20 protein-coding genes are annotated in these 24,886 nt (G+C 45.5%); 4 read left to right on the forward strand and 16 right to left on the reverse strand.

All coding sequences use genetic code 11. The features are described 5' to 3' along the window. Positions 1-208: 208 nt before the first annotated feature. The 14 genes from wecG to trxA all read right to left on the reverse strand — a co-directional run bounded on the left by wecG (position 209) and on the right by trxA (position 15,843). Positions 209-946, reverse strand: coding sequence for a lipopolysaccharide N-acetylmannosaminouronosyltransferase (gene wecG, locus AAY47_RS00625; RefSeq protein WP_047766316.1), 738 nt, complete (start codon positions 944-946; stop codon positions 209-211). Beyond that, the gene (wzyE, locus tag AAY47_RS00630) at positions 933-2,360 is read right to left on the reverse strand and encodes an ECA oligosaccharide polymerase (RefSeq protein ID WP_047766317.1); all 1,428 of its coding nucleotides are present in this window, start codon (positions 2,358-2,360) and stop codon (positions 933-935) included. Before wzyE ends, wecG begins: the two co-directional genes overlap by 14 nt. Before the next feature lie 2 nt (positions 2,361-2,362). After that, the gene (locus tag AAY47_RS00635) at positions 2,363-3,460 is read right to left on the reverse strand and encodes a TDP-N-acetylfucosamine:lipid II N-acetylfucosaminyltransferase (RefSeq protein ID WP_047766318.1); all 1,098 of its coding nucleotides are present in this window, start codon (positions 3,458-3,460) and stop codon (positions 2,363-2,365) included. Next, on the reverse strand, positions 3,457-4,707 hold the full coding sequence (gene wzxE / locus AAY47_RS00640) for a lipid III flippase WzxE (RefSeq protein ID WP_047766319.1): 1,251 nt from the start codon (positions 4,705-4,707) through the stop codon (positions 3,457-3,459). The genes AAY47_RS00635 and wzxE overlap by 4 nt, the downstream gene beginning before the upstream one ends. A gap of 1 nt (position 4,708) precedes the next feature. Then, on the reverse strand, positions 4,709-5,839 hold the full coding sequence (rffA, locus tag AAY47_RS00645; RefSeq protein ID WP_047766320.1) for a dTDP-4-amino-4,6-dideoxygalactose transaminase: 1,131 nt from the start codon (positions 5,837-5,839) through the stop codon (positions 4,709-4,711). Further along, entirely contained in the window at positions 5,826-6,554 is a 729-nt protein-coding gene (gene rffC, locus AAY47_RS00650; RefSeq protein WP_047766321.1) for a dTDP-4-amino-4,6-dideoxy-D-galactose acyltransferase, read from the reverse strand. Before rffC ends, rffA begins: the two co-directional genes overlap by 14 nt. After that, positions 6,532-7,413, reverse strand: a complete 882-nt coding sequence (rfbA, locus tag AAY47_RS00655) for a glucose-1-phosphate thymidylyltransferase RfbA (protein WP_047766322.1) — start codon at positions 7,411-7,413, stop codon at positions 6,532-6,534. Before rfbA ends, rffC begins: the two co-directional genes overlap by 23 nt. Before the next feature lie 18 nt (positions 7,414-7,431). Then, the gene (gene rffG, locus AAY47_RS00660; RefSeq protein WP_047766323.1) at positions 7,432-8,502 is read right to left on the reverse strand and encodes a dTDP-glucose 4,6-dehydratase; all 1,071 of its coding nucleotides are present in this window, start codon (positions 8,500-8,502) and stop codon (positions 7,432-7,434) included. Further along, on the reverse strand, positions 8,499-9,761 hold the full coding sequence (gene wecC / locus AAY47_RS00665) for a UDP-N-acetyl-D-mannosamine dehydrogenase (RefSeq protein ID WP_047766324.1): 1,263 nt from the start codon (positions 9,759-9,761) through the stop codon (positions 8,499-8,501). Before wecC ends, rffG begins: the two co-directional genes overlap by 4 nt. Beyond that, positions 9,758-10,888, reverse strand: coding sequence for a non-hydrolyzing UDP-N-acetylglucosamine 2-epimerase (gene wecB / locus AAY47_RS00670; RefSeq protein WP_047766325.1), 1,131 nt, complete (start codon positions 10,886-10,888; stop codon positions 9,758-9,760). Before wecB ends, wecC begins: the two co-directional genes overlap by 4 nt. Before the next feature lie 81 nt (positions 10,889-10,969). Further along, positions 10,970-12,040: an ECA polysaccharide chain length modulation protein gene (gene wzzE, locus AAY47_RS00675; RefSeq protein ID WP_047766326.1), complete on the reverse strand. Its 1,071-nt coding sequence runs from the start codon at positions 12,038-12,040 to the stop codon at positions 10,970-10,972. 30 nt (positions 12,041-12,070) lie between these two features. Further along, positions 12,071-13,159 (reverse strand): UDP-N-acetylglucosamine--undecaprenyl-phosphate N-acetylglucosaminephosphotransferase, encoded by a 1,089-nt coding sequence (gene wecA / locus AAY47_RS00680; protein ID WP_047766327.1) that lies wholly within the window; start codon positions 13,157-13,159, stop codon positions 12,071-12,073. A 334-nt stretch (positions 13,160-13,493) separates the two neighbouring features. Beyond that, entirely contained in the window at positions 13,494-14,753 is a 1,260-nt protein-coding gene (gene rho / locus AAY47_RS00685) for a transcription termination factor Rho (RefSeq protein WP_010845326.1), read from the reverse strand. 763 nt (positions 14,754-15,516) lie between these two features. Beyond that, positions 15,517-15,843 carry a thioredoxin TrxA gene (gene trxA, locus AAY47_RS00690; protein ID WP_047766328.1) on the reverse strand — a complete coding sequence of 109 codons (327 nt, stop codon included), beginning with the start codon at positions 15,841-15,843 and terminating at the stop codon, positions 15,517-15,519. A gap of 119 nt (positions 15,844-15,962) precedes the next feature. On the opposite strand from trxA, the gene rhlB reads away from it, so the two are divergent. Together rhlB and gppA are read left to right on the forward strand one after the other, a co-directional pair. Then, positions 15,963-17,246, forward strand: coding sequence for an ATP-dependent RNA helicase RhlB (gene rhlB, locus AAY47_RS00695; RefSeq protein ID WP_047766329.1), 1,284 nt, complete (start codon positions 15,963-15,965; stop codon positions 17,244-17,246). A gap of 41 nt (positions 17,247-17,287) precedes the next feature. Continuing rightward, complete coding sequence (gene gppA / locus AAY47_RS00700) at positions 17,288-18,796, forward strand: guanosine-5'-triphosphate,3'-diphosphate diphosphatase (protein WP_047766330.1); 1,509 nt, start codon at positions 17,288-17,290, stop codon at positions 18,794-18,796. A 55-nt stretch (positions 18,797-18,851) separates the two neighbouring features. On the opposite strand, the gene rep is transcribed toward gppA, so the two are convergent. After that, positions 18,852-20,885 (reverse strand): DNA helicase Rep, encoded by a 2,034-nt coding sequence (rep, locus tag AAY47_RS00705; RefSeq protein ID WP_047766331.1) that lies wholly within the window; start codon positions 20,883-20,885, stop codon positions 18,852-18,854. A gap of 156 nt (positions 20,886-21,041) precedes the next feature. Here rep and AAY47_RS00710 point away from each other — a divergent pair, with 156 nt between their 5' ends. After that, a complete protein-coding gene (locus AAY47_RS00710) occupies positions 21,042-22,157 on the forward strand; it encodes a class II histone deacetylase (protein WP_047766332.1) in 1,116 nt (371 codons plus the stop codon). 53 nt (positions 22,158-22,210) lie between these two features. Here AAY47_RS00710 and ilvC read toward each other — a convergent pair whose 3' ends face one another. Next, the gene (gene ilvC / locus AAY47_RS00715; RefSeq protein WP_047766333.1) at positions 22,211-23,689 is read right to left on the reverse strand and encodes a ketol-acid reductoisomerase; all 1,479 of its coding nucleotides are present in this window, start codon (positions 23,687-23,689) and stop codon (positions 22,211-22,213) included. Positions 23,690-23,849: 160 nt separating this feature from the next. Here ilvC and ilvY point away from each other — a divergent pair, with 160 nt between their 5' ends. Continuing rightward, the gene (ilvY, locus tag AAY47_RS00720) at positions 23,850-24,731 is read left to right on the forward strand and encodes an HTH-type transcriptional activator IlvY (RefSeq protein ID WP_047766334.1); all 882 of its coding nucleotides are present in this window, start codon (positions 23,850-23,852) and stop codon (positions 24,729-24,731) included. The last annotated feature ends 155 nt before the right edge of the window (positions 24,732-24,886 follow it).

Genomic DNA, 24,886 nt, shown 5'->3' on the forward strand with positions numbered 1-24,886 from the left:
AGAACGACTTCCAGCCTGACTGATTTTCCTCATATAACAAGGTGACTATTTGACACTTTTGCCAAGTGAGGCTTAAAAACACGGGAGTTAAAACATGGAATGTGAACACAAATGATTAAACAACAAGCTATTAGCAAATCCAAAAAACAAAAACCTGCTGCAATCGCATATGCCCGACGCAACAGGTAGAAAAAGGACATGATCGGGGCTAAAGCCTACCACCATAATAATAACCAAGGAATCTCAATAGCTTTAGCTGCCTACGGATACGGCTTGGCTGAGAAAGTAAGCGATACAACCACTCCAAACCCAGATTTTGCCAGACTTTTGGGGCACGTTTAACGTGACCAGTAAAGGCATCATAGGTTCCGCCAACCCCCATATACAGTGCATCTGGATATACCTTGCGGCAGTCACGCATAAAGATTTCCTGTTTGGGTGATCCCATTGCTACGGTAATAATCGCAGCACCACTGGCATGAATCCGCTCAAATACCTCATCACGCATTTCGGCCGTAAAATACCCATCCTGGCTGCCCACAATATTGACCTTCCACTGGGTACGCAGTTTGTGCTCAGTCTGTGCCAGGATATCGGGTTTTCCACCAACCAGAAAGACCGGAGTACCTTCACATCCGGCCCGTTCCATCAAGGCTTCCCATAAATCAGCGCCCGCAATACGCGATACCTCCGCCTCAGGGTATTTACGGCGAATGGCACGTACGATGCTAATACCATCTGCGTATAAATATTCGGTCTCACCCAACAATATATTCAGTGCATTATCTTTCTCGGCCGTGAGCACTTTTTCTGCGTTAATCGCAACCAATGTCCCTGTTTTTACCTGTCCATCCAGGAAAAGATGATCGAGGAAATGCGACATACCGCGAAAGCCCCAAATATTGAGACCGCGAATGCGGTATTTGGGAGTGTTATTCAACGCCATTTTTTTTCCTTACATCCAAAATAACAGATGTTTTTCGCAAAGTAGCCAGATTACTGACCACAAACTTTCGAATCAGCCCGGCACTTTCAAACAGCCAATACAGCAATTTCGCCGCAACCAGACATAGGCCAAAGACAATACAAAAGAACACCACCCGAGAAACAAAAGAATCTACTCCTTCACGGGCAAGCACAATCATGTTAAAGATGGCGCCAAAGCAGAAAGCCTGCAAAATAGCTGCTTTATAGCGATTACTTTCCTGTTTTCCTGCTTCATAAATCCAGTCAAACCATTTGATAATAAAACCGACTGCAATCGCCCCCAGAGGGATAAAGAATACCCCCCCCATCACCACAAGAGAGCCTATCAGTGTGGGGGAGATCGCAAGACCAGAGTGGTTATCTAATACATCCCACGTGAAATAGTTAGCGGTGTTCCAGACCAGATTAGGCCTGTCCGGCCATACCCAACCAGGAATAAAAACATAAAAATCACGGATAATCGGTGCCAGCCCTTGAAACTCAATTTTGCTGTAATTATCCAGCAACAGGGCCAAATTTTCCCACGGCGAAAAAGTATCCCGCGTGAGATACAGAAAAGTATAAAATGCCTCCGCCCCGCTTACATCCAGGCTGTAGCGTTTCAACGCCAGCCAGAACATACCGACAATTCCCATCGCACCCGCAGTAAACAGCACCCACAGCGTGATCCAGCCACGAACAATCCCGATAAACAGGAACAATGCAAATGCGATAATGATGTTAGCCCGCGTTCCGCCAACGATCACATACGTCAGGATGCCAAACCCCACCGTTCCGACCAAAAAGCATAACCATCGTACTTTGGTCGGTTTCAGAAAAAAGACCACCAGCATGGCAGGAATAAAGAAATAAAAGAAGCGCTTGAGCGCCACGCCGGAAACCTGGCTGGAAAATATCTGGCTATAGGACTGTAACTTAAACAGCAAAAAGCCGTTCTGCATAAAGAAGGAGCCTACCGTAACGATAGCAATACCGGCAAGCAGTAACCACGTCAGATTCGTTTCCACCCGATTCATCGTAAACAGGGGCTTACGCGGCACAGTCACCGTTAAGTTTTCAGGTCTGATATTATCGTCGGGCCGTATTTTGTAAGTGAGACGTGTTTTATAAGCCACATAGTAAATGGCATAAAAACAGCCAGACGCCAACATCGCATGTAACAACGAATCTACCGGCACGACTTTCACATCAAACTGAAATACCAGCAGGCTCGTCAATGGAAAGCCAAAATAGAATGTCAGCAGATACAACAATGAGAAAAAGACATTAAAGTTAAAACGGATACGCCGAAACTCCTGATACGTTAAAGTCAGGATAAAGGCCACCGAAATCACGTAAACAACAAAAAGCCCGCCGAATTGTGTCAAGGTCATTGCTACTCTCCAGATGCTGCCGACAGGGCGGTTTTCCACCCCTCAATGAAATGGGGATCAAAAAAAGCAATCGCCTTTTTATCGAGGGACAGCATCTGGCGCTGTGCTTCCTGCACCCAGTGTTTATTGAGTTCATCACCGTCAAACAGCACAGGGATCTGCTGTTCCGTTAAATCATGCCAGAATGGATTCTGACGACTCAGAACAAACGGAATACCAAATTGAATCAACAGACAGAGTGTTCCGATACCCTGCTGACGATTGAAAATGAAATAACCCAAATCGCATTGGCGCAACAATGATAAGTATTCATCAAAGGCTATTTGCTCTTTCAAAATGCGGATGTTTTGCGCCGGAAACAACGATAACGCCGTTTGCTCCACACTCTGGATATAGGCCTGATTATTATCAGGATAGCCCATTGGAATGATTACCTTTGCCTCATTACCGAACTGGCGGTGGATCGTCTGCAAGGCTTCAGTATGACGATTGGATTGATCTCCTGAATTGCCCAATAAGATGGTAATCCCTTGCGGTGAAAATGTTTTCTCCGTTACCGTCAGCATAGGGTTCATCCGGGTCGGGAAATAGAGTAATGATGATGGCACATCAGGTTCGGCCTGACTTGAACGCGGATCATCCTGAAAAAAGTGCCGCAGATCACCACGCGTGGCAAAAATATGCCCTAACCGCTTCTGTGCCAGGCGACGGATCAGATAGAACAAACGAAATTTCAGTTGGCGGGACTCTTCATAGAGATCTGCGCCCCAAACATGCCAAAAGAATTGATGTCGCTTAATTTTGCCCATTAATAAAGCTAACCACAAAGCAGCATTAAACTGGCCGTGGAAAAAGAAACGAACGGTTCTGTCGGCCTTCGCTTTCTCTATCACCGCCTGTGACAAGGCAGATTTACTGTTATAAAGTGAAATAGTCAGGTCAGGGTAATTTGATAACCATGTGTGGTCTTTGGACACCACCATAAAACACGGTTTGGCGGGAAAATGTATTTCCTGTGCCAAGACGTCATTAAAGAAACGCAGTAACGTTTGATTGTGATGTGGGATATCCGATCCCAAAACGTGAATTAGGGTTGTCATGCTCGCCTGCGATAAATAATAAATACGCTACAACAAAGAATGAAATAAACAATGTAAGTTACCATATATGACTGGGCAGCCCCCAACGCCCCATTTGCCGGTATCAGCCAATGAGAAAAACCCGTCAGTAAAAGGAACTGGCTCACTTCAGTCAATAGATAAAAACGCAGTGCCGCCTTCGCTATCACCAGATAACCAAAAACATAAGCACCAACTTTCAACACGTCGCCCACTAACTGCCACGCAAACAGATCCCGCATGGCGATGAATTTGTCTGAAAATAACAGCCAAATCACGAAATCACGCAACAACCAGACAGAGAAACTGGCAGCTGCCACCGCAGGCAAGACAAATTTCAGCGCCTTCATAATCTCGCCAGTGATTTCTTGTTTACTCTCCAGACGAGAAAGGGTCGGCAATAGATAAACCGTGAAGGAGGCGGTGATAAATTGTAAATAGGCATCTGAAATACTGCTCACTCCCTGCCAAATCCCGACCTCTTCCCAGCTATAACGCGCGGCCAGTAAATTTCGCATCATGACATAAGCAACGGGCAATGTAATGGAAGTCAGCAATGCCATAAGGGTAAATTTGCCCAAATGGCTGGCAATCGCACGATCCCACATAGGTTTCAAAGCAGAAAACGTAATCACCTTGCGATGCAGTATCATCAGGCCGGCAGGTAAAACCACCAATGCAGGTACCAATGCCAGGCCAGCCAATGCCCCTTCATAGCCCCCCAGCCAATAGCAAAGGCTATAAGCCAGCATGCCTGTCAGACTGCCCAAAATAATGGCTAACGCATTTCCCTTAGCATCCCTGAACCCTTTCAGGATTGCCAGAAAATAGTTGGCGTAAGCAATACCCATTTGAATAAATGCGAGCGTCTGCACAACAGTTTTGTAATGGGTGTGACCAAACAGGCCAATACTGATAATTTCACTGAACCAGAGGAAAATCACTGCCAGTAAGGTCGAAAAACCCAAAATTATCAAGGATGATGTGCCCAATACGGCCCTGAGCCTTTCCGGTTGCTGGTGATGTTCCGCCACGTATTTGGTGACACCATTAAAAATCCCTGCCCCAGAGAGCACACCTAATACAGTAATGAGTTGGCGAAAATTACCTGCCTGCCCAACACCTGTTGGACCAAAAGATACCGCCAGAAGTTTAATGACCAGCAACCCCGCACCGATCTTGATCAGTGTGGAGCCTGCTGTCCAAACAGAAGCTTTAGCAAGTGACATATCAGGCGAAAAATTCCTTGATACGATCGATAACGATTTGCTGTTCTGTATCAGAGATGTTGTAGAACATCGGTAAGCGAACTAAGCGGTCACTTTCGCGGGTGGTGAAGCGATCTTCGCCGTGGAAACGGCCACATTTCTCACCCGCAGGACTGGTATGCAATGCCACGTAGTGGAATACGCTCAGGATACCATTCTCTTTCATATAACTATTGAATGCGCTACGCGCTCCTACCTCTTTGAGCTTGATATAGAACATGTGGGCATTGTGTTCCAAACCTTCCGGGACAATTGGCAAAGCTAAGTGCCCCGCGTCTGCTAATGGTTTCAGGGCTTGATAGTAGTTCTCCCACAAAGTCAGGCGGCGTTGGTTTATTTTTTCAGCAAGTTCCAGTTGTGCCCACAGGTAAGCCGCTTGCAGATCAGACAACAGATAGCTGGAACCGATATCACGCCATGTGTATTTATCGACTTGTCCACGGAAGAATTGACTACGGTTGGTACCTTTCTCCCGAATGATTTCGGCACGGGCAATCATAGAACTCTCATTGATTAATATTGCCCCGCCTTCACCACCGGCCGAGTAATTTTTGGTTTCATGAAAGCTGAAACAGCCAATATGTCCAATTGTGCCCAATGCACGGCCTTTATAGGTGGACATGACGCCTTGTGCAGCATCTTCCACCACATACAGGTTATATTTTTTCGCCAGTGCCATGATGGTATCCATTTCACAGGCCACGCCCGCATAATGCACCGGTACGATGGCACGGGTTTTCTCTGTAATAGCGGCGGCAATCTTGTTCTCATCAATGTTCATGGTATCAGGACGAATATCCACGAATACAATGGTTGCCCCACGCAGTACAAAGGCATTAGAGGTCGAAACAAAGGTATAGCTCGGCATAATGACTTCATCGCCCGGCTGGATATCCAACAACATTGCCGCCATTTCCAGTGAAGCTGTACAAGAGGGTGTCAGCAATACCTTCGGGCAATTAAAACGCTGTTCCATCCATTCTTCGCAACGTTTGGTAAATTCACCATCACCGCACAATTTACCGCTAGCCATCGCCTGTTGCATGTATTCAAGTTCAGTACCGACTATCGGTGGTTTATTAAATGGAATCATTTCGTCCTCTGTATAACCAATATGCGGTGCTTTCAATGATGGCACCACGACGTGTATAAAGACGCAACGCAGCGATATTGCTTATTTGTGTCGCTACTCTCAGCCGTTGTATCTGATGGCTCTGGCACCACTGTTGCGCCGCCGACATTAATTTTTTGCCAATCCCTTGATGATGATTATCTGGTACAGCTGCCAATAAACCAATGCGTGCTTCGCTGTTACCTATGTCCCTTAACGTGACAAAACCCGCTATTTGACCGTGTTCATCATGGACAAGCAGGCATTCATGATCAAATGTGCCTAAAACGGCTTTTTCAACCCAAGCGGCGTAAAATCGCCCACTGTCATCCTGTTGATACCAGGGTGCCCGGAAACGACTCGCGGTAAATACACGCGCTGCAACAGCTTTCAATACGGGGATATTTTCTTGTTTTGCCCGAATGGCTTCTTTTCCCGTATGCATGCCAGGAATATCTCCCGCCTCAATCGATAACCGTAAATCGACCTCACCTTCAACCAGTGAAAACCCGAAAGCAGAAAGCTCATCGATAATGCCCGTTTGCTGGGCCGCCACTTTAGCTTGCACCAATGCATATTGGTCCAAATCAGCAGCCGTCAATGCTGCCGCTTCCGACGAAAAATTCAGGCGGGCAGTAGATAAACCAAAAAACTGGTTTTCCCAGACCAAAGGGTCAAGGTTGGCGTGAATAGACATTGAGCAAATCCATCAGATAGTTGCCGTAACCTGTTTTCGCTAAATCCGTGGCCGCCACTTTTAATTGCTCCTCACTGAGCCAACCATTACGCCATGCGATCTCTTCCAGACAGGCAATTTTGAAGCCTTGCCGTTTTTCAACGGTCTGAACAAAAGTACTGGCTTCAATCAGGCTGTCATGCGTCCCCGTATCCAACCAGGCAAAACCACGCCCCAATAATTCAACATTCAATTCACCGCATTCCAGATACATCTGGTTAATGCTGGTGATTTCCAGTTCTCCGCGCGCAGAAGGTTTTACTTGTCTGGCGAAATCCACGACTTTGTTGTCGTAAAAATAGAGACCCGTCACCGCCCAATTGGATTTAGGCTGTACCGGTTTTTCTTCTATGGAAAGTACCCGATACTGCTCGTCAAATTCCACTACACCAAATCGTTCGGGGTCCATCACCTGATAACCGAAGACTGTCGCGCCTGTTTTTCGGCCCGAAACATGTTGTAGTTTCGGGCTAAATGCTTGACCAAAAAAGATATTGTCACCCAATACCAGACAGCAAGTATCATTGCCGATAAATTCTTCACCAATCAGAAATGCCTGCGCCAGACCATCAGGTGAAGGCTGTTCAGCATAGCTAAGTTGGATACCAAATTGTTCACCACTGCCTAGTAATCGTTTAAAAGCGGGTAAATCTTCCGGTGTCGAGATGATCAGGATATCGCGTATGCCCGACAGCATTAATACTGACAGCGGATAGTAAATCATCGGCTTGTCATAGATCGGTAATAACTGCTTTGATACACCGCGTGTTATTGGATACAAACGGGTGCCAGAACCCCCAGCCAGTATAATTCCTTTCATCTGCTCCCCCTGACGGGCTTATTCATTTCCTAACCCAAGCCGTTCCCCTGTATAAGAGCCATTCTGCACTCTTTCCCACCAATTCTCGTTTTCCAGATACCATTGCACGGTCTTGCGAATACCGGATTCAAATGTTTCCTCGGGGGTCCACCCCAGTTCGCGTTCAATTTTTGCTGCATCAATCGCATAACGCATATCATGCCCCGGGCGATCCGTTACATAGGTAATAAGATCGCGATAATGCGCTACCCCAGCAGGTTTTTCGGGGCGCAGCGCCTCCAGCAATTCACAAATCGTTTCCACAACTTCGATATTTCGGCGCTCATTATGTCCACCGATATTGTAGGTTTTGCCAGGCTCCGCCTGGGTGACCACCAAATATAACGCCCGCGCATGATCTTCCACATAGAGCCAGTCACGGATTTGCTCTCCCTTGCCATAGACCGGCAAGGGCTTGCCTGCCAATCCATTCAGGATCATCAATGGGATTAGTTTCTCAGGGAAATGATAAGGACCATAGTTATTCGAACAATTGGTGATCACGGTCGGTAAACCATAGGTACGACGCCATGCCCTGACCAGATGATCACTGGACGCTTTTGATGCAGAATAAGGGCTGCTTGGTGCGTAAGGTGTGGTTTCAGTAAAGAAACCATCTTCACCGTGCAGATCACCATAGACTTCGTCTGTTGAAATATGGTGGAAGCGGAATTGGCGCTGTTTTTCCTGATCCAACTGTTGCCAAAATGCACGAGCCGCTTCCAACAAAGTATAAGTGCCGATGATATTGGTTTCGATAAAAGCTGCCGGCCCGTCAATGGAGCGGTCAACATGGCTTTCTGCGGCCAAATGCATGACAGCATCCGGTTGATATTGCTGGAATACGCGATCTAAGGCATCACGCTGGCGGATATCAATCTGCTCAAACGCATAACGGGGGTGGTTGGCAACTGGAGCCAGTGATTCAAGGTTACCGGCATAAGTCAGGCTATCAACGACAACGACGCTATCTTCCGTCTGATTAATAATGTGGCGAACAACCGCAGAACCGATAAAACCTGCACCACCTGTAATAAGAATACGTTTCAACGCCAAACTCCTTTTGTATCAATAACCCATTTTTGTTTTATGGCAGAACCATGAATAGCTTTAAACTGGCGATGATCCACCAGCATCAAGACAACATCAGCTTCTTCTAATGCCTGATTGACACCCATCAATTTCACCCTATCTTTCAGTGAATCAGGCAGTTCATACACATTGGGTTCAACCACAATGGTCTGCCCTGCATGCCACTGTGCAACCATTTTGGTAATATAAACAGCCGGGCTTTCCCGCAAATCATCAATGTTTGGTTTGAAGGCCAAGCCAAAACAGGCAATTTTAATCTCACTTGCCCGTTTATCACTCTCAGCCAAACAGTCAGCGACTGCGGCTTTCACTTGATCCACGACCCACAGCGGCTTGTCATCATTCACCAAACGTGCGGTATGAATTAAACGGGATTGCTCAGGGTTCTGGGATACAATGAACCACGGGTCGACGGCAATGCAGTGCCCTCCTACACCAGGGCCAGGTTGCAAAATATTTACTCGTGGATGGCGGTTTGCCAGGCTAATCAGTTCCCACACATTGATTCCCTGTTCGGCACAGATCAAGGAAAGTTCGTTGGCAAAAGCGATATTAACATCACGGAAGCTATTTTCTGTCAGCTTGCACATTTCCGCTGTTCTGGCATTGGTGATAACACATTCACCTTCAAGGAAGATATTGTACAGCTCACTCGCCCTGCGGGAAGATTTGGCTGTCATGCCCCCTACTACCCGATCATTTTTAATCAATTCCATCATCACTTGCCCGGGCAAAACACGCTCGGGGCAATAGGCGATATCAATATCTGAGTTTTCACCCGCTTGTTGAGGGAATGAGAGGTCAGGACGTACCGCAGATAACCATTCTGCCATCTGCTCAGTCGCACCAACGGGAGAAGTGGATTCCAAAATAACCAAATCCCCTTTTTTCAAGACAGGTGCTATTGATTCCGCCGCAGAACGCACGTAGGCCATATCGGGTTCATGCTCCCCTTTGAAGGGCGTCGGAACAGCAATCAAGAAAGCATCCGCAGTTTGTGGGATCGTCACGGCTTTCAAAAAACCCTCTTCTACCGCAATTTTTACTACCTTATCTAAATCAGGTTCAACGATATGGATCGCACCACGGTTAATCGTTTCTACCGCATGTTGATTAACATCCACGCCAATAACCCTCTTTTGACGGGAGGCAAACGCCGCTGCGGTGGGCAAACCGATATAGCCCAAACCGATAACAGAAATTGTTTCAAAACTCATAATGTCACCTGATTTTTTCTCAATGCTTCAAGAATTCGCTGGCAAGCCCGGCCATCTCCATAAGGGTTATGGGCATGGCTCATTTGTTGGTAGGTGTTAACATCCATCAATAAACGTGTAACTTCCGCAACGATAGTTTGTGTTTCTGTTCCCACCAGCCGCACTGTCCCCGCATCAATCGCTTCAGGTCGTTCAGTGGTATCGCGCATAACTAAAACCGGTTTTCCCAGAGAAGGCGCTTCTTCCTGAATGCCTCCTGAATCGGTCAAGATTAAATAAGCATGATTCATCAAATAGACGAAGGGCAGATAATCCTGTGGTTTGATAAGGATAACGTTATCAATGTCATGCAAAATGCGCTTAACCGGTTCACTGACATTCGGGTTCAAATGAACCGGATAAACTATCTGGACATCAGGATGCGCCTTGGCAATCTGTGCCAATGCTTCACAAATACGCTCAAACCCTTTACCAAAATTTTCACGGCGATGACCTGTCACCAGGATCATTTTTTTATTGAGATTAAGGAAAGGATAAAGTTCAGCAAACTGCCCGTATATAGCTTCATCATTCATGATGCGATCACGCACTGATAGCAGGGCATCAATCACCGTATTGCCGGTAACAAAAATACGGTTTTCCGCAATGGATTCTTTTAAGAGGTTATTCCGGGAGTTTTCCGTCGGTGCAAAATGGTACATAGCCAAGTGTCCGGCAATCTTACGGTTGGCTTCTTCCGGCCATGGAGAATAAAGATCCCCTGTTCTTAAACCGGCTTCAACATGGCCTACCGGAATATGCTGATAGAAAGCAGCCAGACTCGTTGCCATGGTTGTTGTTGTGTCACCATGCACTAATACCACATCTGGTTTGAATTCTTCTAATACAGGCTTTATACCTTGCAGGATACGACATGTGATATCCGTCAGATCCTGCCCTTTTTGCATGATATTCAGATCAAAATCTGGCGTTATCCCAAACAGATGCAATACCTGATCCAGCATTTCCCTATGTTGAGCTGTGACACACACTTTTGCTTCAAAGGCAGTATCCATAGCCAACGCATGTACCAACGGGGCCATTTTAATGGCCTCCGGCCGAGTACCAAACACAGTCAACACTTTCACAGTGACTCTCTTATTTTGTCAATCATTGCAGATACTTCCAAGAGTGGAACTCAAAAGCCCGTCGTTTATTTTTACATACGGTTACTGATAGGAACTATCGGAGCGAGGACGTCTTACTAAAGCGACACCTGCACCAACCAACATGCCTACGGCTCCCCATAAAATCATCATGAAAGCACGGCGAGGACTGTCTCGGTTAACGGGTTCCTGCGGTGTTCTGAGATAGCGGTAAGTCAGAAAAGAATCCTGCAAAGTCGGACCGACATTCAATGTAGCCAGCATCGCGATATTTTGATCATAATCAATGCTGTAGTCAGGGCCTGTAGCTTCCAACGTTTCAATTTGGGCTTGCAGTAATGGTGTACCCAGCATAAACATTTTGGATTCAGGCAGTTCTTCGATAGGAATATTTGTCTGATTACGGTGAATACCTTGCTTCTCAGCCACTTTCAGTGACTGCTGCAAGACATTCAATTCACGATTATATATTGCCTTTCCCACCATCTCCTGACGTTTCACCAACGCTTTCATTGACTGAGTTCGCGTCGCCCACGCCCCTTTAATTTCATTGTTCAGATGAGTACTTGCCCGTCGGTTGGCGAACGCAATATATTGACGCAGAAGTTGATTGGCTTCAACGGCGGTTTCTGCTGTCAATTTGATACTGTCATTTGATGATGTTTTATCATCACTGCGCGTGATTTTAATATCGTTGATCAATTCATCCAACAATACAGCATCCGCTTTGACATGCCCTTCCTTGCGTTGCTTGTAATACTCAGAATGAAGCCAAAATTCACGACGGGTATCATACGCAGAAACCTGTGTCATGAATTCTTTGTATGCACCGTCTGGAATGGTTGGTAATTGCGCTTCTGGCGAAGCATTGATATGGGTATCCAAATTGCGCAGGAATTGTTGTTGCGAATAGTAGCTACCCAAATTATTCGTTGTCGGTAAGTCCACAATAGCGGTTGCGCTCCATTTTTGCTGCATCAGATAAGATGCACCCAGAGCGGCGGCAGCGAAAATGATTGCCAGTGCGATAATCCATATCTTTCCATGCCACAAAGCATAACACAGTGCCCGAATATCCAGTTCATGCTCTATAGCAGGTTGATCCTGTTTAGATTTCGTTTCTGAGTTTATCACTGCACAAAACCTCTTTGATTGTCGATGTCTTTAATGATGGCTTGCTGCCCGACGTATACGACGCTTACACCGTTTGATAAAACGGGCGACCTTCCACGCTCTTTTGATACAATAGCCATACAACATAAATGCAAGCAAAAATAATGCCAACATCACCCATTCAGGAACAAAAATCAACCGTTCAGCAATTATCCCGATCGCTGCTAATAAAGCCGCCGCCAAAGTGATCAAAATAAATGCCTGACGAGAAGTAAACCCAGCACGCATAATCAAATGGTGAATATGCTGACGATCTGGAGAAAACGGACTCATCCCCTTACGCAATCGACGGTACATAATAGCAACCATATCCATCAGTGGGATTGCAATAACCCATAATGCTGTCACAGGGCTAATAGAAGCATTTTCCCCTTGCGTTGCTTCAGTCAATAGCCAAATAATGGTAAAGCCGATGAGGGTACTTCCCGCATCCCCCATAAATACCTTAAAGCGTTTTCCTAATATGCCAAGATTAAGGAAGATGTAGGGCAAAATCCCCGCTATAAACGCAAAACACCAAAACGCCAATGCCGTATTGCCATTTTCATACAACAAAATACCCAATGCACCGAAAGAAACACAAGATAGCCCGCCCAGTAATCCATCAATACCATCCACCATATTGAAAGCATTGATAGCGGCCCAGACAGCGAATAAAGTCACAACGTAGCTGAATGGCCCAAGTGCCATTTCCCATGGCCCGAATGCATGCCCCAGGCTATCAAGCTTTAGGCCAGCAAAATACATCATGCTGATACCAACCAAAGCCTGGATAGTTGCCCGAATCTTCACGCTGATATCAAAACGGTCATCTAAGGCACCGATAAAAACCAATATTCCCGCACAAACCAAATACAACCATTTATGAGGTATAAACTCTTTTGTAATAATAAAAGCGAAACAAACACCAAAAAAAACAGATATGCCACCCACCAAAGGAACTAAGCCATGATGACGTTTACGATAATTAGGTTTATCAACCAGGCCGATTTTTTTTGCTGCCTTACGCGCCACAAACAAAAACACAAATGAGAATATAAATACGCAAAAAATTTCGGCACTCATACTGGGAATATTCACAATAATAACTCTCTATAAAAATAATGATGGGGCATCTATTATTCGTATACTTATGGATGTCCCACTTGACACCGAATCCATAAGCTCTCCCTGTTAACAAAACAAAGAGTTCTAACTCATAAAATTAATCAAATAAACCATGCGACCTGTAAAGCATGATTCATAATTATAAAACGTTCGGTTAGAAAAAACGCATCTAATCATTCGAAAAACATGCAAAAAACATGCCATTTCAAGTAAATAGAATCAGTATTCGATAAAAAAAACGCCACAAAAATGTGGCGTTTTAGAGAAGCAAATATTGCTTATTACGAAAATATCAATTTTACAAACACTATGAACGTTTCATAAAGTCGAAGAACTCTTCGTTTGTTTTTGTCATAGCCAGTTTGTTGATAAGGAATTCCATCGCGTCGATTTCACCCATCGGATGAATAATCTTACGTAAGATCCACATCTTCTGAAGCTCATCCTGTGTAGTGAGCAGCTCTTCTTTACGTGTCCCAGAACGGTTGTAATCAATAGCTGGGAAAACACGTTTTTCCGCAATCTTACGGGACAGGTGCAATTCCATATTACCTGTACCTTTAAATTCTTCGTAAATAACCTCATCCATCTTGGAGCCAGTATCAACCAGCGCAGTCGCAATGATGGTCAGGCTACCACCTTCTTCGACGTTACGTGCAGCACCAAAGAAACGTTTTGGACGATGCAGGGCATTCGCATCCACCCCCCCCGTCAAAACTTTACCGGAAGCAGGAACCACAGTGTTATATGCACGAGCCAGACGGGTAATGGAATCCAGCAGGATAATAACGTCTTTTTTGTGTTCAACCAGACGTTTTGCCTTTTCAATCACCATTTCAGCCACTTGCACATGGCGGGAAGCCGGTTCATCAAAGGTTGAAGCAATCACTTCGCCTTTTACCAGACGCTGCATTTCGGTGACTTCTTCTGGACGCTCATCAATCAGCAAAACCATCAGTACGCAATCTGGGTAGTTATGAGCAATGTTAGCCGCAATATTTTGCAGCAGCATGGTCTTACCCGCTTTTGGTGGGGCAACAATCAGGCCACGCTGACCACGACCAATCGGCGCTGCCAGATCCAGAACACGGGCTGTCAAATCTTCAGTAGAGCCATTACCGCGTTCCATACGCAAGCGGTTGTTAGCATGGAGTGGCGTCAGGTTTTCAAACAGGATTTTACTACGGGCGTTTTCAGGTTTGTCAAAGTTGACTTCATTAACTTTCAACAGGGCAAAATAGCGTTCACCTTCTTTTGGTGGGCGGATTTTCCCTGAAATGGTATCACCGGTACGGAGGTTAAAGCGGCGGATTTGACTAGGAGAAACGTAGATATCGTCAGGACCTGCAAGGTAAGAACTGTCTGCGGAGCGGAGGAAACCAAATCCATCCTGCAATATCTCCAGCACACCATCTCCGAAAATATCCTCTCCGCTTTTCGCATGCTGTTTGAGAATAGAGAAAATGATGTCCTGCTTACGCATACGAGCCAGGTTTTCCAGCCCCATATTTTCGCCGAGAGTAATCAACTCAGATACCGGCGTATTCTTTAATTCGGTAAGATTCATAATGGTGGGTTCTTTAACTCGGGGTATATCTCGAACTATGAACGTGAATGGTATGGCAGCATTATTGATGCCTGTTTATTTGTACCAGAAACGAATAAGACCTTCTAACATATTAAATTATATTACAAGGTAGTAGTTTGAAGTACTCAGATTGATTTCAAATAAAGCTGACAAACTGTCAAAACTATCTTCTAACTACCTATGTGCCATATGTTATAACTATCTATAATGTAGATACAATTCTATAATGCAGACACCATTAAAGTTCAACAGTGGGCACTATTTCAGCATACACATCTTCCAGCATAAATTTTTTTGACATAAGCACTGTTAGCAGATTCTATACCTAACACCTAGCATGGAAAGGGGAAATTGGCATAAAAATGCCTAGGATAAAAACACCCTGCTTAAAGATATTCAGCATCAGAACGCTATGAGTGTATCAAGCTATATACTGAATTAATCGTATATAGACTCAGAGACTTTACCAAATGCGATATGCCATCAGATACTTCAGGTGACCCAGAGATAACAGATTTATCAGACACTACAAATTGTTTAGTATGCAACACGCTCAATGTCAACTCTTTATAAAAATTTAACCAATAAACTTTTTTATATCGAATAAAGCGTTAGCTCAAGCGAAACTTCATACAAGCACATGGTCGCTAACTTATCATGCTTCGTAGCGGACGTCTAGCGGTCAATGAGATAAATCATCTCATACGTCAAACGTCCGTAATTACTGTGACCTGATTCTAAATTATAGGTGTGGTTCCAAAAACTCTTTCAGTTGAGTTTTTGACAAAGCGCCCACTTTTACGGCAACCTTTTCACCATCTTTAAACAGAATCAGAGTTGGAATACCACGAATACCGTATTCTGGTGCTGTTGCTGGGTTATCATCAATGTTCAGCTTGCCAACGGTCAGTTTTCCTTCGTATTCTGTGGCAATCTCATCCAGAATAGGGGCTATCATTTTGCAAGGACCGCACCATTCAGCCCAGAATTCAACGAGAACTGGACCTTGTGCTTTCAAAACATCGTTTCCAAAGCCAGCATCAGTCAGAGAAATAATATTCGCACTCATTTTTTGCTCCAAAAATAAAATCTTTTACAGTGTCAGTGTACATGAACCAACATAAGGGTGTCTTTATTTCAGCGGATACACTTTCTTAAAGCAATAGTTAACTGATATTCTACCATACTATGAGCAAAACACATTTGACAGAAAAGAAGTTTTCCGACTTCGCATTGCACCCAAAAGTCCTAGAAGCCCTTGAAAAAAAAGGGTTTTCAAACTGCACGCCGATACAGGCGCTAACATTGCCTTTAACTGTCGAAGGCCGAGATGTTGCGGGGCAAGCACAAACCGGAACGGGCAAGACGCTGGCATTTTTGGCGTCTACTTTTAATTACTTATTGACTCACCCTGCGAAGAGAGAGCGTAAAACTAATCAGCCAAGAGCACTGGTTATGGCACCTACTCGTGAATTAGCGGTTCAAATATACTCTGACGCAGAAGAATTGGCGCAAGTCACCGGGTTGAAAATGGGTCTTGCCTACGGTGGCGATGGCTATGATAAACAGCTTAAGGTTCTGGAAGCGGGCGTCGATATCGTCATTGGCACAACAGGGCGTTTAATCGATTACGCAAAACAGGGCCATATCCATCTTGGCGCCATTCAAGTTATTGTCCTTGATGAAGCGGATCGCATGTATGACCTAGGCTTTATCAAAGATATTCGCTGGTTGTTCCGCCGACTCCCCGCAGCCACAGAAAGAATGAATTTGCTGTTTTCCGCCACTCTCTCTTATCGAGTGCGTGAACTGGCTTTTGAGCAGATGAATAATCCTGAATATGTGGAAGTGGAACCGCTGCAAAAAACAGGGCACCGCATTAAGGAAGAGCTATTTTATCCCTCCAACGAAGAAAAAATGCGTTTGTTACAGACTCTGCTGGAAGAAGAGTGGCCTGATCGCTGCATTATTTTTGCCAATACCAAACACCGTTGTGAAGATATCTGGGCCCATTTGGCTGCTGATGGTCATCGGGTTGGGCTGCTGACGGGTGATGTTGCACAGAAAAAACGTCTGCGTGTTCTTGAAGAATTCAGTATGGGCAATCGGGACATTCTGGTTGCCACGGATGTTGCCGCCCGTGGACTGCATATCCCATCGGTGACACATGTATTTAACTATGATCTCCCCGATGACTGTGAAGATTATGTTCACCGGATTGGCCGGACAGGCCGTGCTGGAGAAAGTGGCCATTCTATCAGCCTAGCGTGTGAAGAGTATGCGCTGAACTTACCGGCCATTGAAGAATATATTCAGCACCAGATACCTGTTAGCAAATATAACAGTGATGCATTACTGAAAGATTTGCCAGTACCTAAGCGCCGTAATCGCACCCGCTCAGGGGGACACCCTCGGCGTACCGGCGTACCACGCCGTGGCAATACAACACGTAACAGTAAGCGCCCAGGCTAAAATGACGCAATGCTGAAACAACACAGGCCGGAATAAATACTATGCTGAGTGCTTCTTCGCTTTATGCGGCTATTGATTTAGGCTCAAACAGTTTTCATATGCTGGTCATCCGTAAAGTATCCGGCAGCATTCAAGTCGTTACTCGCATCAAACGCAAAGTCAGGCTGGCTGCCGGATTAGATAAAAATAATCATTTATCACAACAGGCAATGGAACGGGGATGGCAGTGCTTGCGCCTCTTTTCAGAATATTTGCAGGATATTCCTGCCTCACAGATCCGCGTTGTTGCTACCGCAACCTTGAGGCAGGCAAAAAATTCAGATGAATTTACTAGAAAGGCCTCAGAAATATTAGGCAAATCTGTTCATGTGATCAGCGGCGAAGAAGAGGCTCAACTCATTTATCAAGGTGTCGCTCACACGACTGGCGAGTCTGAAAAGCGGCTTGTCGTCGATATTGGTGGTGCCAGTACCGAGTTGGTAACTGGTGTTGGAGCCAAAACCACCCAGCTTTTCAGCCTTGAAATGGGCTGTGTTACCTGGCTGGAACGTTATTTCAATGATCACCGCCTGACAGCAGAAAACGTTGCCAGCGCAGAAGCTGCTGCCCACGATATTCTCAGCCCTGTTGCCTCTCAGCTGCTCGGGCAAGGCTGGAACATTTGCGTAGGAGCTTCCGGCACAGTACAAGCCTTGCAGGAAATCATGCTTGCCCAAGGTATGGATGAATTGATCACCCTACCCAAACTCCAGCAGCTTAAACATCAGGCGATTGAATGCGGCAAGCTGGAAGAGTTGGAAATTGATGGGCTGACACTGGAACGGGCGTTGGTTTTTCCAAGTGGATTAGCAATCTTAATCGCTATTTTTCAGGCATTGAATATCGAAAATATGATACTGGCAGGCGGCGCGCTCCGTGAAGGTCTGATTTACGGGATGCTGGATGTGCCGATTGAGCAGGATATTCGGGCAAGAACCCTGTGCAATATTCAGCATCGCTTTCAACTGGATATTGAGCAGGTACAGCGTGTCAAACAGTTAGCCGAAAACTTTTGCCAACAAGTTGCCAAGTCATGGAAATTGGACGAACGTTGTCGCGAATTATTGGCTGGCGCCTGTTTGCTCCATGAAATAGGCCTGTTTATTGACTTTCGTCAGGGGCCCGCACATTCCGCTTATTTGATAAGCCACTTGGATCTGCCTGGTTATACGCCAGCCCAAAAACGACTGTTGGCTACGCTATTGAGAAATCAAAGCGGCCCGGTGGATTTAGCATCGTTCAGTCAGCAAAATGCTGTGCCATTGATACAGGCACAGCGGTTATGTCGTTTATTGCGTCTGGCCATTATTTTCGCTCACCGTCGGCGGGATGACACTTTGCCAACATTACGATTACAGGCGGAAAATGAAACGCTCATTATCACCTTGCCTTATCAATGGCAGATAAAACACCCACTCAGAGCGGCAGCATTACAGCAAGAAATGAAGTGGCAGAGTTATGTCCAATGGCTGTTGTTGCTTGAGGAGCAAAATAACTCTGGCCCAGGCTGAAGTTTTTACTTTATTCCCCTGCTATTATCCATAAATGCAGGGGAATATTATCGTACTATTTATTATTGTCGGTTTTCAGCCCAAGTCCCAGACGGGATTTAATATCGGCAAGGCGCGATTGCCCCTGTATCATCCTATCCTCTGCGCTCATCACTCGCTTACCTTGTGGCCAAGCCAAGTCATCCTGGGGCAGTTCAAGTAAGAATCGGCTCGGTTCTGGACGGATAAGTTCACCAAACTGGCGACGCTCTTTACTGAGGCTGAAAAAAAGTTCTCTCCGCGCACGTGTAATGCCCACATAAGCCAAACGACGCTCTTCCTCAATGTTATCTTCATCAATGCTGCTCTGGTGTGGTAACAAACCTTCTTCCATACCCACCAAAAAAACATAGGGAAACTCCAGCCCCTTGGAAGCATGTAGCGTCATTAACTGAACTTGATCCAGCTCTTCATCTTCCTCGCCTCTCTCCAGCATATCCCGCAACGTAAAACGCGCCACAACTTGAGAAAGGGACATTGGCTCATTCAAGTCATCGCCTTCAAGCATTCCACTCATCCAAGTGAAAAGTTGGTTGACGTTCTTCATTCTCATTTCAGCCGCTTTTGGGCTGGGGGAAGTATCATATAACCAGCTTTCGTAATCCATGCCGCGCAGTAAGTCTCTCACCGCCAGCAATGGCTCCCGCTCCGCCTGACGAGCTATTTCATCCATCCAGTGGGTAAAGCGCTGTAATGCCACCAAACCACGTCCTGTTAAATGCTGTTCCAGTCCAAGATCAAAACTGGCTTGATATAAGCTCTTGCTACGCCCATTCGCCCATTCGCCCAATTTCTGGATCGTCACTGCACCGATTTCTCGCCGGGGTGTATTGACGATACGTAAAAACGCACTGTCATCCTCAGGATTGGTCAACACACGCAAATAAGAGAGCAAATCTTTAATTTCAGGCCGGGAAAAGAATGATGTGTTCCCTGAAATTCGGTAGGGGATGCGGTTTTGCATCAACATTTTTTCGAAGATACGGGATTGGTGATTACCGCGATATAAAATAGCGTAATCTTTATAGTCCGTTTTATTAATAAAGCGATGAGCGATCAACTCTCCCACCACACGTTCAGCTTCATGATCCTCATTATTCGCTTCAATCACCCTGAGCGGATCACCATACCCCAACTCAGAAAAAAGTTTTTTCTCAAAAACATGAGGATTGTTGGCTATCAGAATATTCGCCGCTTTCAGTATCCGCCCGGATGAACGGTAATTTTGTTCCAGCTTAATCACATTCAACTGCGGGAAATCGTCTTTCAATAAGATCAAATTCTGTGGACGGGCACCACGCCATGAGTAAATAGATTGATCATCATCACCAACCACGGTAAAACGGGCGCGATTACCCACCAATAATTTCACCAGTTGATATTGACTGGTATTCGTATCCTGATATTCATCCACCAGCAAGTAGCGAATTTTATTCTGCCAACGCGCCCTCACTTCCTCATCATGCATTAACAGCAATGTTGGTTTAGTAATCAGATCATCAAAATCGAGAACATGACAACTATTCAGGTGCAAATCATAACGACGGTAACACTCTGCAAACTGGTGTTCCTGCGCTGAACGTGCCATCCTCATTACGTGTTCTGGCGACATTAGGTCATTCTTCCAGTTAGAGATACTCGATATCAGTTTCTGTAGCAGATCCTTATCTTCTTGCAACAAATCCGCTGTCAGATCTTTCAACAAAGCCATCTGATCTTGATCATCAAACAATGAAAAATTGCTTTTCATGCCCAGTGCTTTGTATTCACGCTTAACGATCTCCAAACCCAGCGTGTGGAAAGTCGAGATCATTAACCCCCGGGTTTCCTTACGTCCCAAAGTTTGTGCAACACGTTCTTTCATCTCCCGTGCCGCCTTATTAGTAAAAGTAACTGCCGCAATATGGCGGGCCTGATAACCACAGGTACGGATCAGGTGGGCAATTTTATTGGTGATCACTCGAGTCTTGCCAGAGCCGGCACCGGCCAAAACCAGGCAAGGACCCGTTACAAATTCAACCGCTTGTTGTTGGTTTGGATTTAATCGCATATTGTTTCGAACACTATATTAATTTTAATTCTACTGTAATTAAAATACATAAAATCTATTTAACTACACTAATGTTATAAGGGCCAATTACGCTTATATACCCAATAGATTTCAAGTTAAGGCTTGAAAGATAAAGGAAATCAAAGAGGATGTAATATGCTACGTAAGACAGGTTTTTTCTTTGATGAACTCTGTTTCTGGCACAACTCTGGATTATCACACGTTTTGACATTTCCTGTTGGAGGATGGGTACAACCACCCAACGGGGCAGGACATGCAGAATCACCGGAAACAAAACGCAGAATGAAAAACTTAATGGATGTTTCCGGTTTAAGCCATTCGTTGCAACTGCGTCGTGCTGAACCTCTTGATGACGCAACGCTAAGGCTAGTTCACACCGAAGATTATTTACAGCGCTTTAAGTCCATGAGTGATAATGGCGGAGGAATGTTAGGTTCTGAAGCACCAATAGGACAAGGCAGTTATGAAATTGCCAAATTATCCGCCGGACTCGCTTATGCGGCAGTAAAAGCCGTGTTACAAGGTGAACTGGATAATGCCTACAGTCTTTCCCGTCCCCCCGGTCACCATTGCCTGCCAGATCAAGCAATGGGATTCTGTTTCCTGGCCAATATTGCTCTTGCCATAGAGCATGCCAAAGTGCAGCTTGGGGTTGGACGAGTCGCAGTCATTGACTGGGATGTTCACCACGGTAATGGAACCCAACATATCTTCTGGGAACGTGATGATGTTCTGACCATTTCATTGCATCAAGATGGCTGCTATCCCGAAAGCTATAGTGGTGAGGAAGATATCGGCGCTGGCAAAGGGGAAGGTTTCAATATCAATATCCCATTGATGGCAGGCGCTGGGCACAACAATTATCTTTATGCTATGGATAGCATTGTGCTTCCTGCATTGCGACGTTATCAACCCGAGTTGATTATCATTGCCTGCGGCTATGATGCCAATGCGTTTGATCCGCTGGCACGAATGCAGTTGCATAGTGATAGCTTCCGTGAAATGACCCGCAAGGTACAGCAAGCCGCCGATGAGCTGTGCCATGGTAAATTAGTTATGGTTCACGAGGGAGGATATTCCGAAGCCTATGTGCCTTTCTGTGGGCTAGCTGTCATGGAGGAATTAAGTGGTGTGCGCACGAGAGTCAACGATCCGGCTTTGAATATGCTCCAATCGCAACAACCGAAAGAACGGTTTGAAACATTTCAGCGACAAGCCATTGATGAATTGAAACTGACATTCAGCCTGTAAGAATTAAAGATCTCCTGCCCGATAAAATAACTTCGGGCAGGATAAATAGAATGTTAACCACCGACTGCAATGCGTTTCATATCCGTCATATAACCACGCAAAGTACGGCCGATAACTTCAATAGGATGGTTACGGATAGCTTCATTTACATCACGTAACTGCGCATTATTGATGCTACGATCTGCCACTCCTTTTCCTAAATCCCCGGCTTGCAGAGTTGCCATGAATTGCTCTTTCAGCAACGGAACAGCGACGTATGAGAACAGATAGTTACCATATTCCGCCGTATCAGAAATGACCACGTTCATTTCATACAGGCGTTTGCGAGCAATGGTATTCGCAATTAACGGCAGTTCATGCAAAGATTCATAATAAGCAGACTCTTCGATAATGCCAGTATCTACCATCGTTTCGAATGCCAGTTCTACTCCGGCTTTAACCATTGCCACCATCAGGACGCCATGATCAAAGTATTCCTGTTCACTGATATGCTCTGAGTAATCTGGGTAATTTTCAAATGATGTCTTACCGGTTTCTTCACGCCAGGTCAGCAAGTTTTTATCGTCATTTGCCCAGTCAGCCATCATTGTGGAAGAGAATTTACCAGAAATGATGTCATCCATATGTTTCTGGAACAACGGAGTCAAAATGGTTTTCAATTGTTCAGACAGGGCATAAGCGCGCAATTTCGCTGGATTGGAAAGACGATCCATCATCAATGTAATGCCGCCCTGTTTCAGCGCTTCGGTAACCGTTTCCCAACCAAATTGAATTAATTTTCCGGCATAACCTGGCTCGATACCATCCGCAACCAGTTGGTCATAGCACAACAAAGAACCCGCCTGTAACATGCCACACAGAATGGTCTGTTCTCCCATCAAGTCAGATTTAACTTCTGCGACAAAGGAAGATTCCAGTACTCCCGCCCGATGCCCCCCGGTTGCGGCAGCCCATGCTTTCGCTATCGCCATTCCTTCGCCTTTTGCATCATTTTCTGGATGTACGGCAATCAGAGTGGGTACACCGAATCCACGCTTATACTCTTCACGCACTTCCGTACCCGGACATTTAGGTGCAACCATCACAACGGTGATATCTTTGCGTATCTGTTCCCCCACTTCAACGATGTTGAAACCGTGGGAATAGCCCAGTGCGGCCCCTTCTTTCATCAAAGGTTGCACGGCCTGAACCACTGCGGAATGCTGCTTGTCTGGCGTCAGGTTGATAACCAAATCAGCCTGTGGCACTAACGCTTCATAAGTGCCAACTTTGAAACCATTTTCGGTTGCTTTACGCCATGATGGTCGTTTTTCATCAATCGCTTCTTTACGCAAGGCATAGGCAATATCTAAACCAGAATCACGCATATTCAGACCCTGGTTTAGCCCTTGCGCACCACAACCGATGATCACCACTTTCTTGCCTTTCAAATACCCTGCTTCGTCAGCAAATTCTTCCCGCGCCATAAAGCGGCATTTGCCTAACTGCGCCAATTGTTGACGCAAATTCAACGTATCAAAATAATTAGCCATGGTGACTCCGATATAATAATGAGGTGTGAGGTCGTTTGCATAGAAACAATATATGACATGCAAGCCATTGCTGAAATTGATATATTAACAAGACTACATTGCAGTTTATGCAACAAACTTTTTCACGGCAAACAGCCTCTGAATAAAGGGCCAAAAAACGATGGATCTACGTGATTTAAAACTGTTTTTACACCTTGCGGAAAGTTGTCATTTTAGCCGTTCAGCCAAAGCCATGCATGTCAGCCCATCCACACTTTCACGCCAGATCCAGCGCCTTGAAGAATTATTGGGGCATCCTCTTTTTCTGCGGGATAACCGGACAGTAAAATTGACCTCAGCCGGTGAACAATTCAAACAATTTGCCCAACAAACTCTCCTGCAATATAAACAACTACAGCATTCATTCAACCACCAAAGCCCATCACTCACGGGAGAGTTACGTCTATTCTGTTCAGTCACGGCGGCGTATAGCCATCTTCCACAAGTACTGGATAAATTTCGGGCAGAACATCCCTTGGTGGAAATTAAACTGACAACAGGAGATGCTGCTGATGCCGTCGATAAAGTTCAATCCGATGCGGCAGATTTGGGGATTGCTGGTAAGCCAGAGAGGCTGCCTGATAATGTCGGCTTTACTAAAATAGGCGAAGTACCACTGGTATTGATTGCCCCTTCTCTGCCTTGCACCGTGAGAAATCTCGCTACCCAGGAACACCCCGACTGGAATAATATCCCTTTTATCCTGCCTGAGCATGGGCCTTCCCGCAAGCGCATTGAACTGTGGTTCCGGCGGCATAAGATCCTGCACCCCGTCATTTACGCGACAGTTTCCGGCCATGAAGCGATTGTTTCTATGGTAGCACTAGGTTGTGGGATTGCACTGATCCCTGCGGTGGTTGTTGAAAATAGCCCTGAACCGGTGCGCAACCGTATTTCACTGCTGGAAAATATTGCCCTGGTCGAGCCGTTTGAATTAGGTGTCTGTGCGTTGAGTAAACGTTTGAACGAACCGTTGATTAAGGCATTTTGGGAACTATTGTAGTCTGACAATCGTTATTATCTGGATATATAAAAAATAAAATCAGCAAAATAGCCGCCTTTTCATACTCGATAAACTTCAAGTTGCAATCCGCAAGACGACGCTAGACCTTATATTTCCCCGCTGTGCGGGGAAATATAACACGCATCTTGCAGTGG

It is taken from the genome of Xenorhabdus griffiniae (genome assembly GCF_001028135.1).
In the GTDB taxonomy this organism is placed as follows: Bacteria; Pseudomonadota; Gammaproteobacteria; order Enterobacterales; family Enterobacteriaceae; genus Xenorhabdus; species Xenorhabdus bakwenae.

What these genes read in the sequence shown, in the direction of transcription:
- wecG (WP_047766316.1), bottom strand. Translation starts at nt 946, where the DNA reads ATGGCGTTGAATAACACTCCCAAATACCGCATTCGCGGTCTCAATATT.
- wzyE (WP_047766317.1), bottom strand. Translation starts at nt 2,360, where the DNA reads ATGACCTTGACACAATTCGGCGGGCTTTTTGTTGTTTACGTGATTTCG.
- AAY47_RS00635 (WP_047766318.1), bottom strand. Translation starts at nt 3,460, where the DNA reads ATGACAACCCTAATTCACGTTTTGGGATCGGATATCCCACATCACAAT.
- wzxE (WP_047766319.1), bottom strand. Translation starts at nt 4,707, where the DNA reads ATGTCACTTGCTAAAGCTTCTGTTTGGACAGCAGGCTCCACACTGATC.
- rffA (WP_047766320.1), bottom strand. Translation starts at nt 5,839, where the DNA reads ATGATTCCATTTAATAAACCACCGATAGTCGGTACTGAACTTGAATAC.
- rffC (WP_047766321.1), bottom strand. Translation starts at nt 6,554, where the DNA reads ATGTCTATTCACGCCAACCTTGACCCTTTGGTCTGGGAAAACCAGTTT.
- rfbA (WP_047766322.1), bottom strand. Translation starts at nt 7,413, where the DNA reads ATGAAAGGAATTATACTGGCTGGGGGTTCTGGCACCCGTTTGTATCCA.
- wecC (WP_047766324.1), bottom strand. Translation starts at nt 9,761, where the DNA reads ATGAGTTTTGAAACAATTTCTGTTATCGGTTTGGGCTATATCGGTTTG.
- rho (WP_010845326.1), bottom strand. Translation starts at nt 14,753, where the DNA reads ATGAATCTTACCGAATTAAAGAATACGCCGGTATCTGAGTTGATTACT.
- trxA (WP_047766328.1), bottom strand. Translation starts at nt 15,843, where the DNA reads ATGAGTGCGAATATTATTTCTCTGACTGATGCTGGCTTTGGAAACGAT.
- rhlB (WP_047766329.1), top strand. Translation starts at nt 15,963, where the DNA reads ATGAGCAAAACACATTTGACAGAAAAGAAGTTTTCCGACTTCGCATTG.
- gppA (WP_047766330.1), top strand. Translation starts at nt 17,288, where the DNA reads ATGCTGAGTGCTTCTTCGCTTTATGCGGCTATTGATTTAGGCTCAAAC.
- rep (WP_047766331.1), bottom strand. Translation starts at nt 20,885, where the DNA reads ATGCGATTAAATCCAAACCAACAACAAGCGGTTGAATTTGTAACGGGT.
- AAY47_RS00710 (WP_047766332.1), top strand. Translation starts at nt 21,042, where the DNA reads ATGCTACGTAAGACAGGTTTTTTCTTTGATGAACTCTGTTTCTGGCAC.
- ilvC (WP_047766333.1), bottom strand. Translation starts at nt 23,689, where the DNA reads ATGGCTAATTATTTTGATACGTTGAATTTGCGTCAACAATTGGCGCAG.
- ilvY (WP_047766334.1), top strand. Translation starts at nt 23,850, where the DNA reads ATGGATCTACGTGATTTAAAACTGTTTTTACACCTTGCGGAAAGTTGT.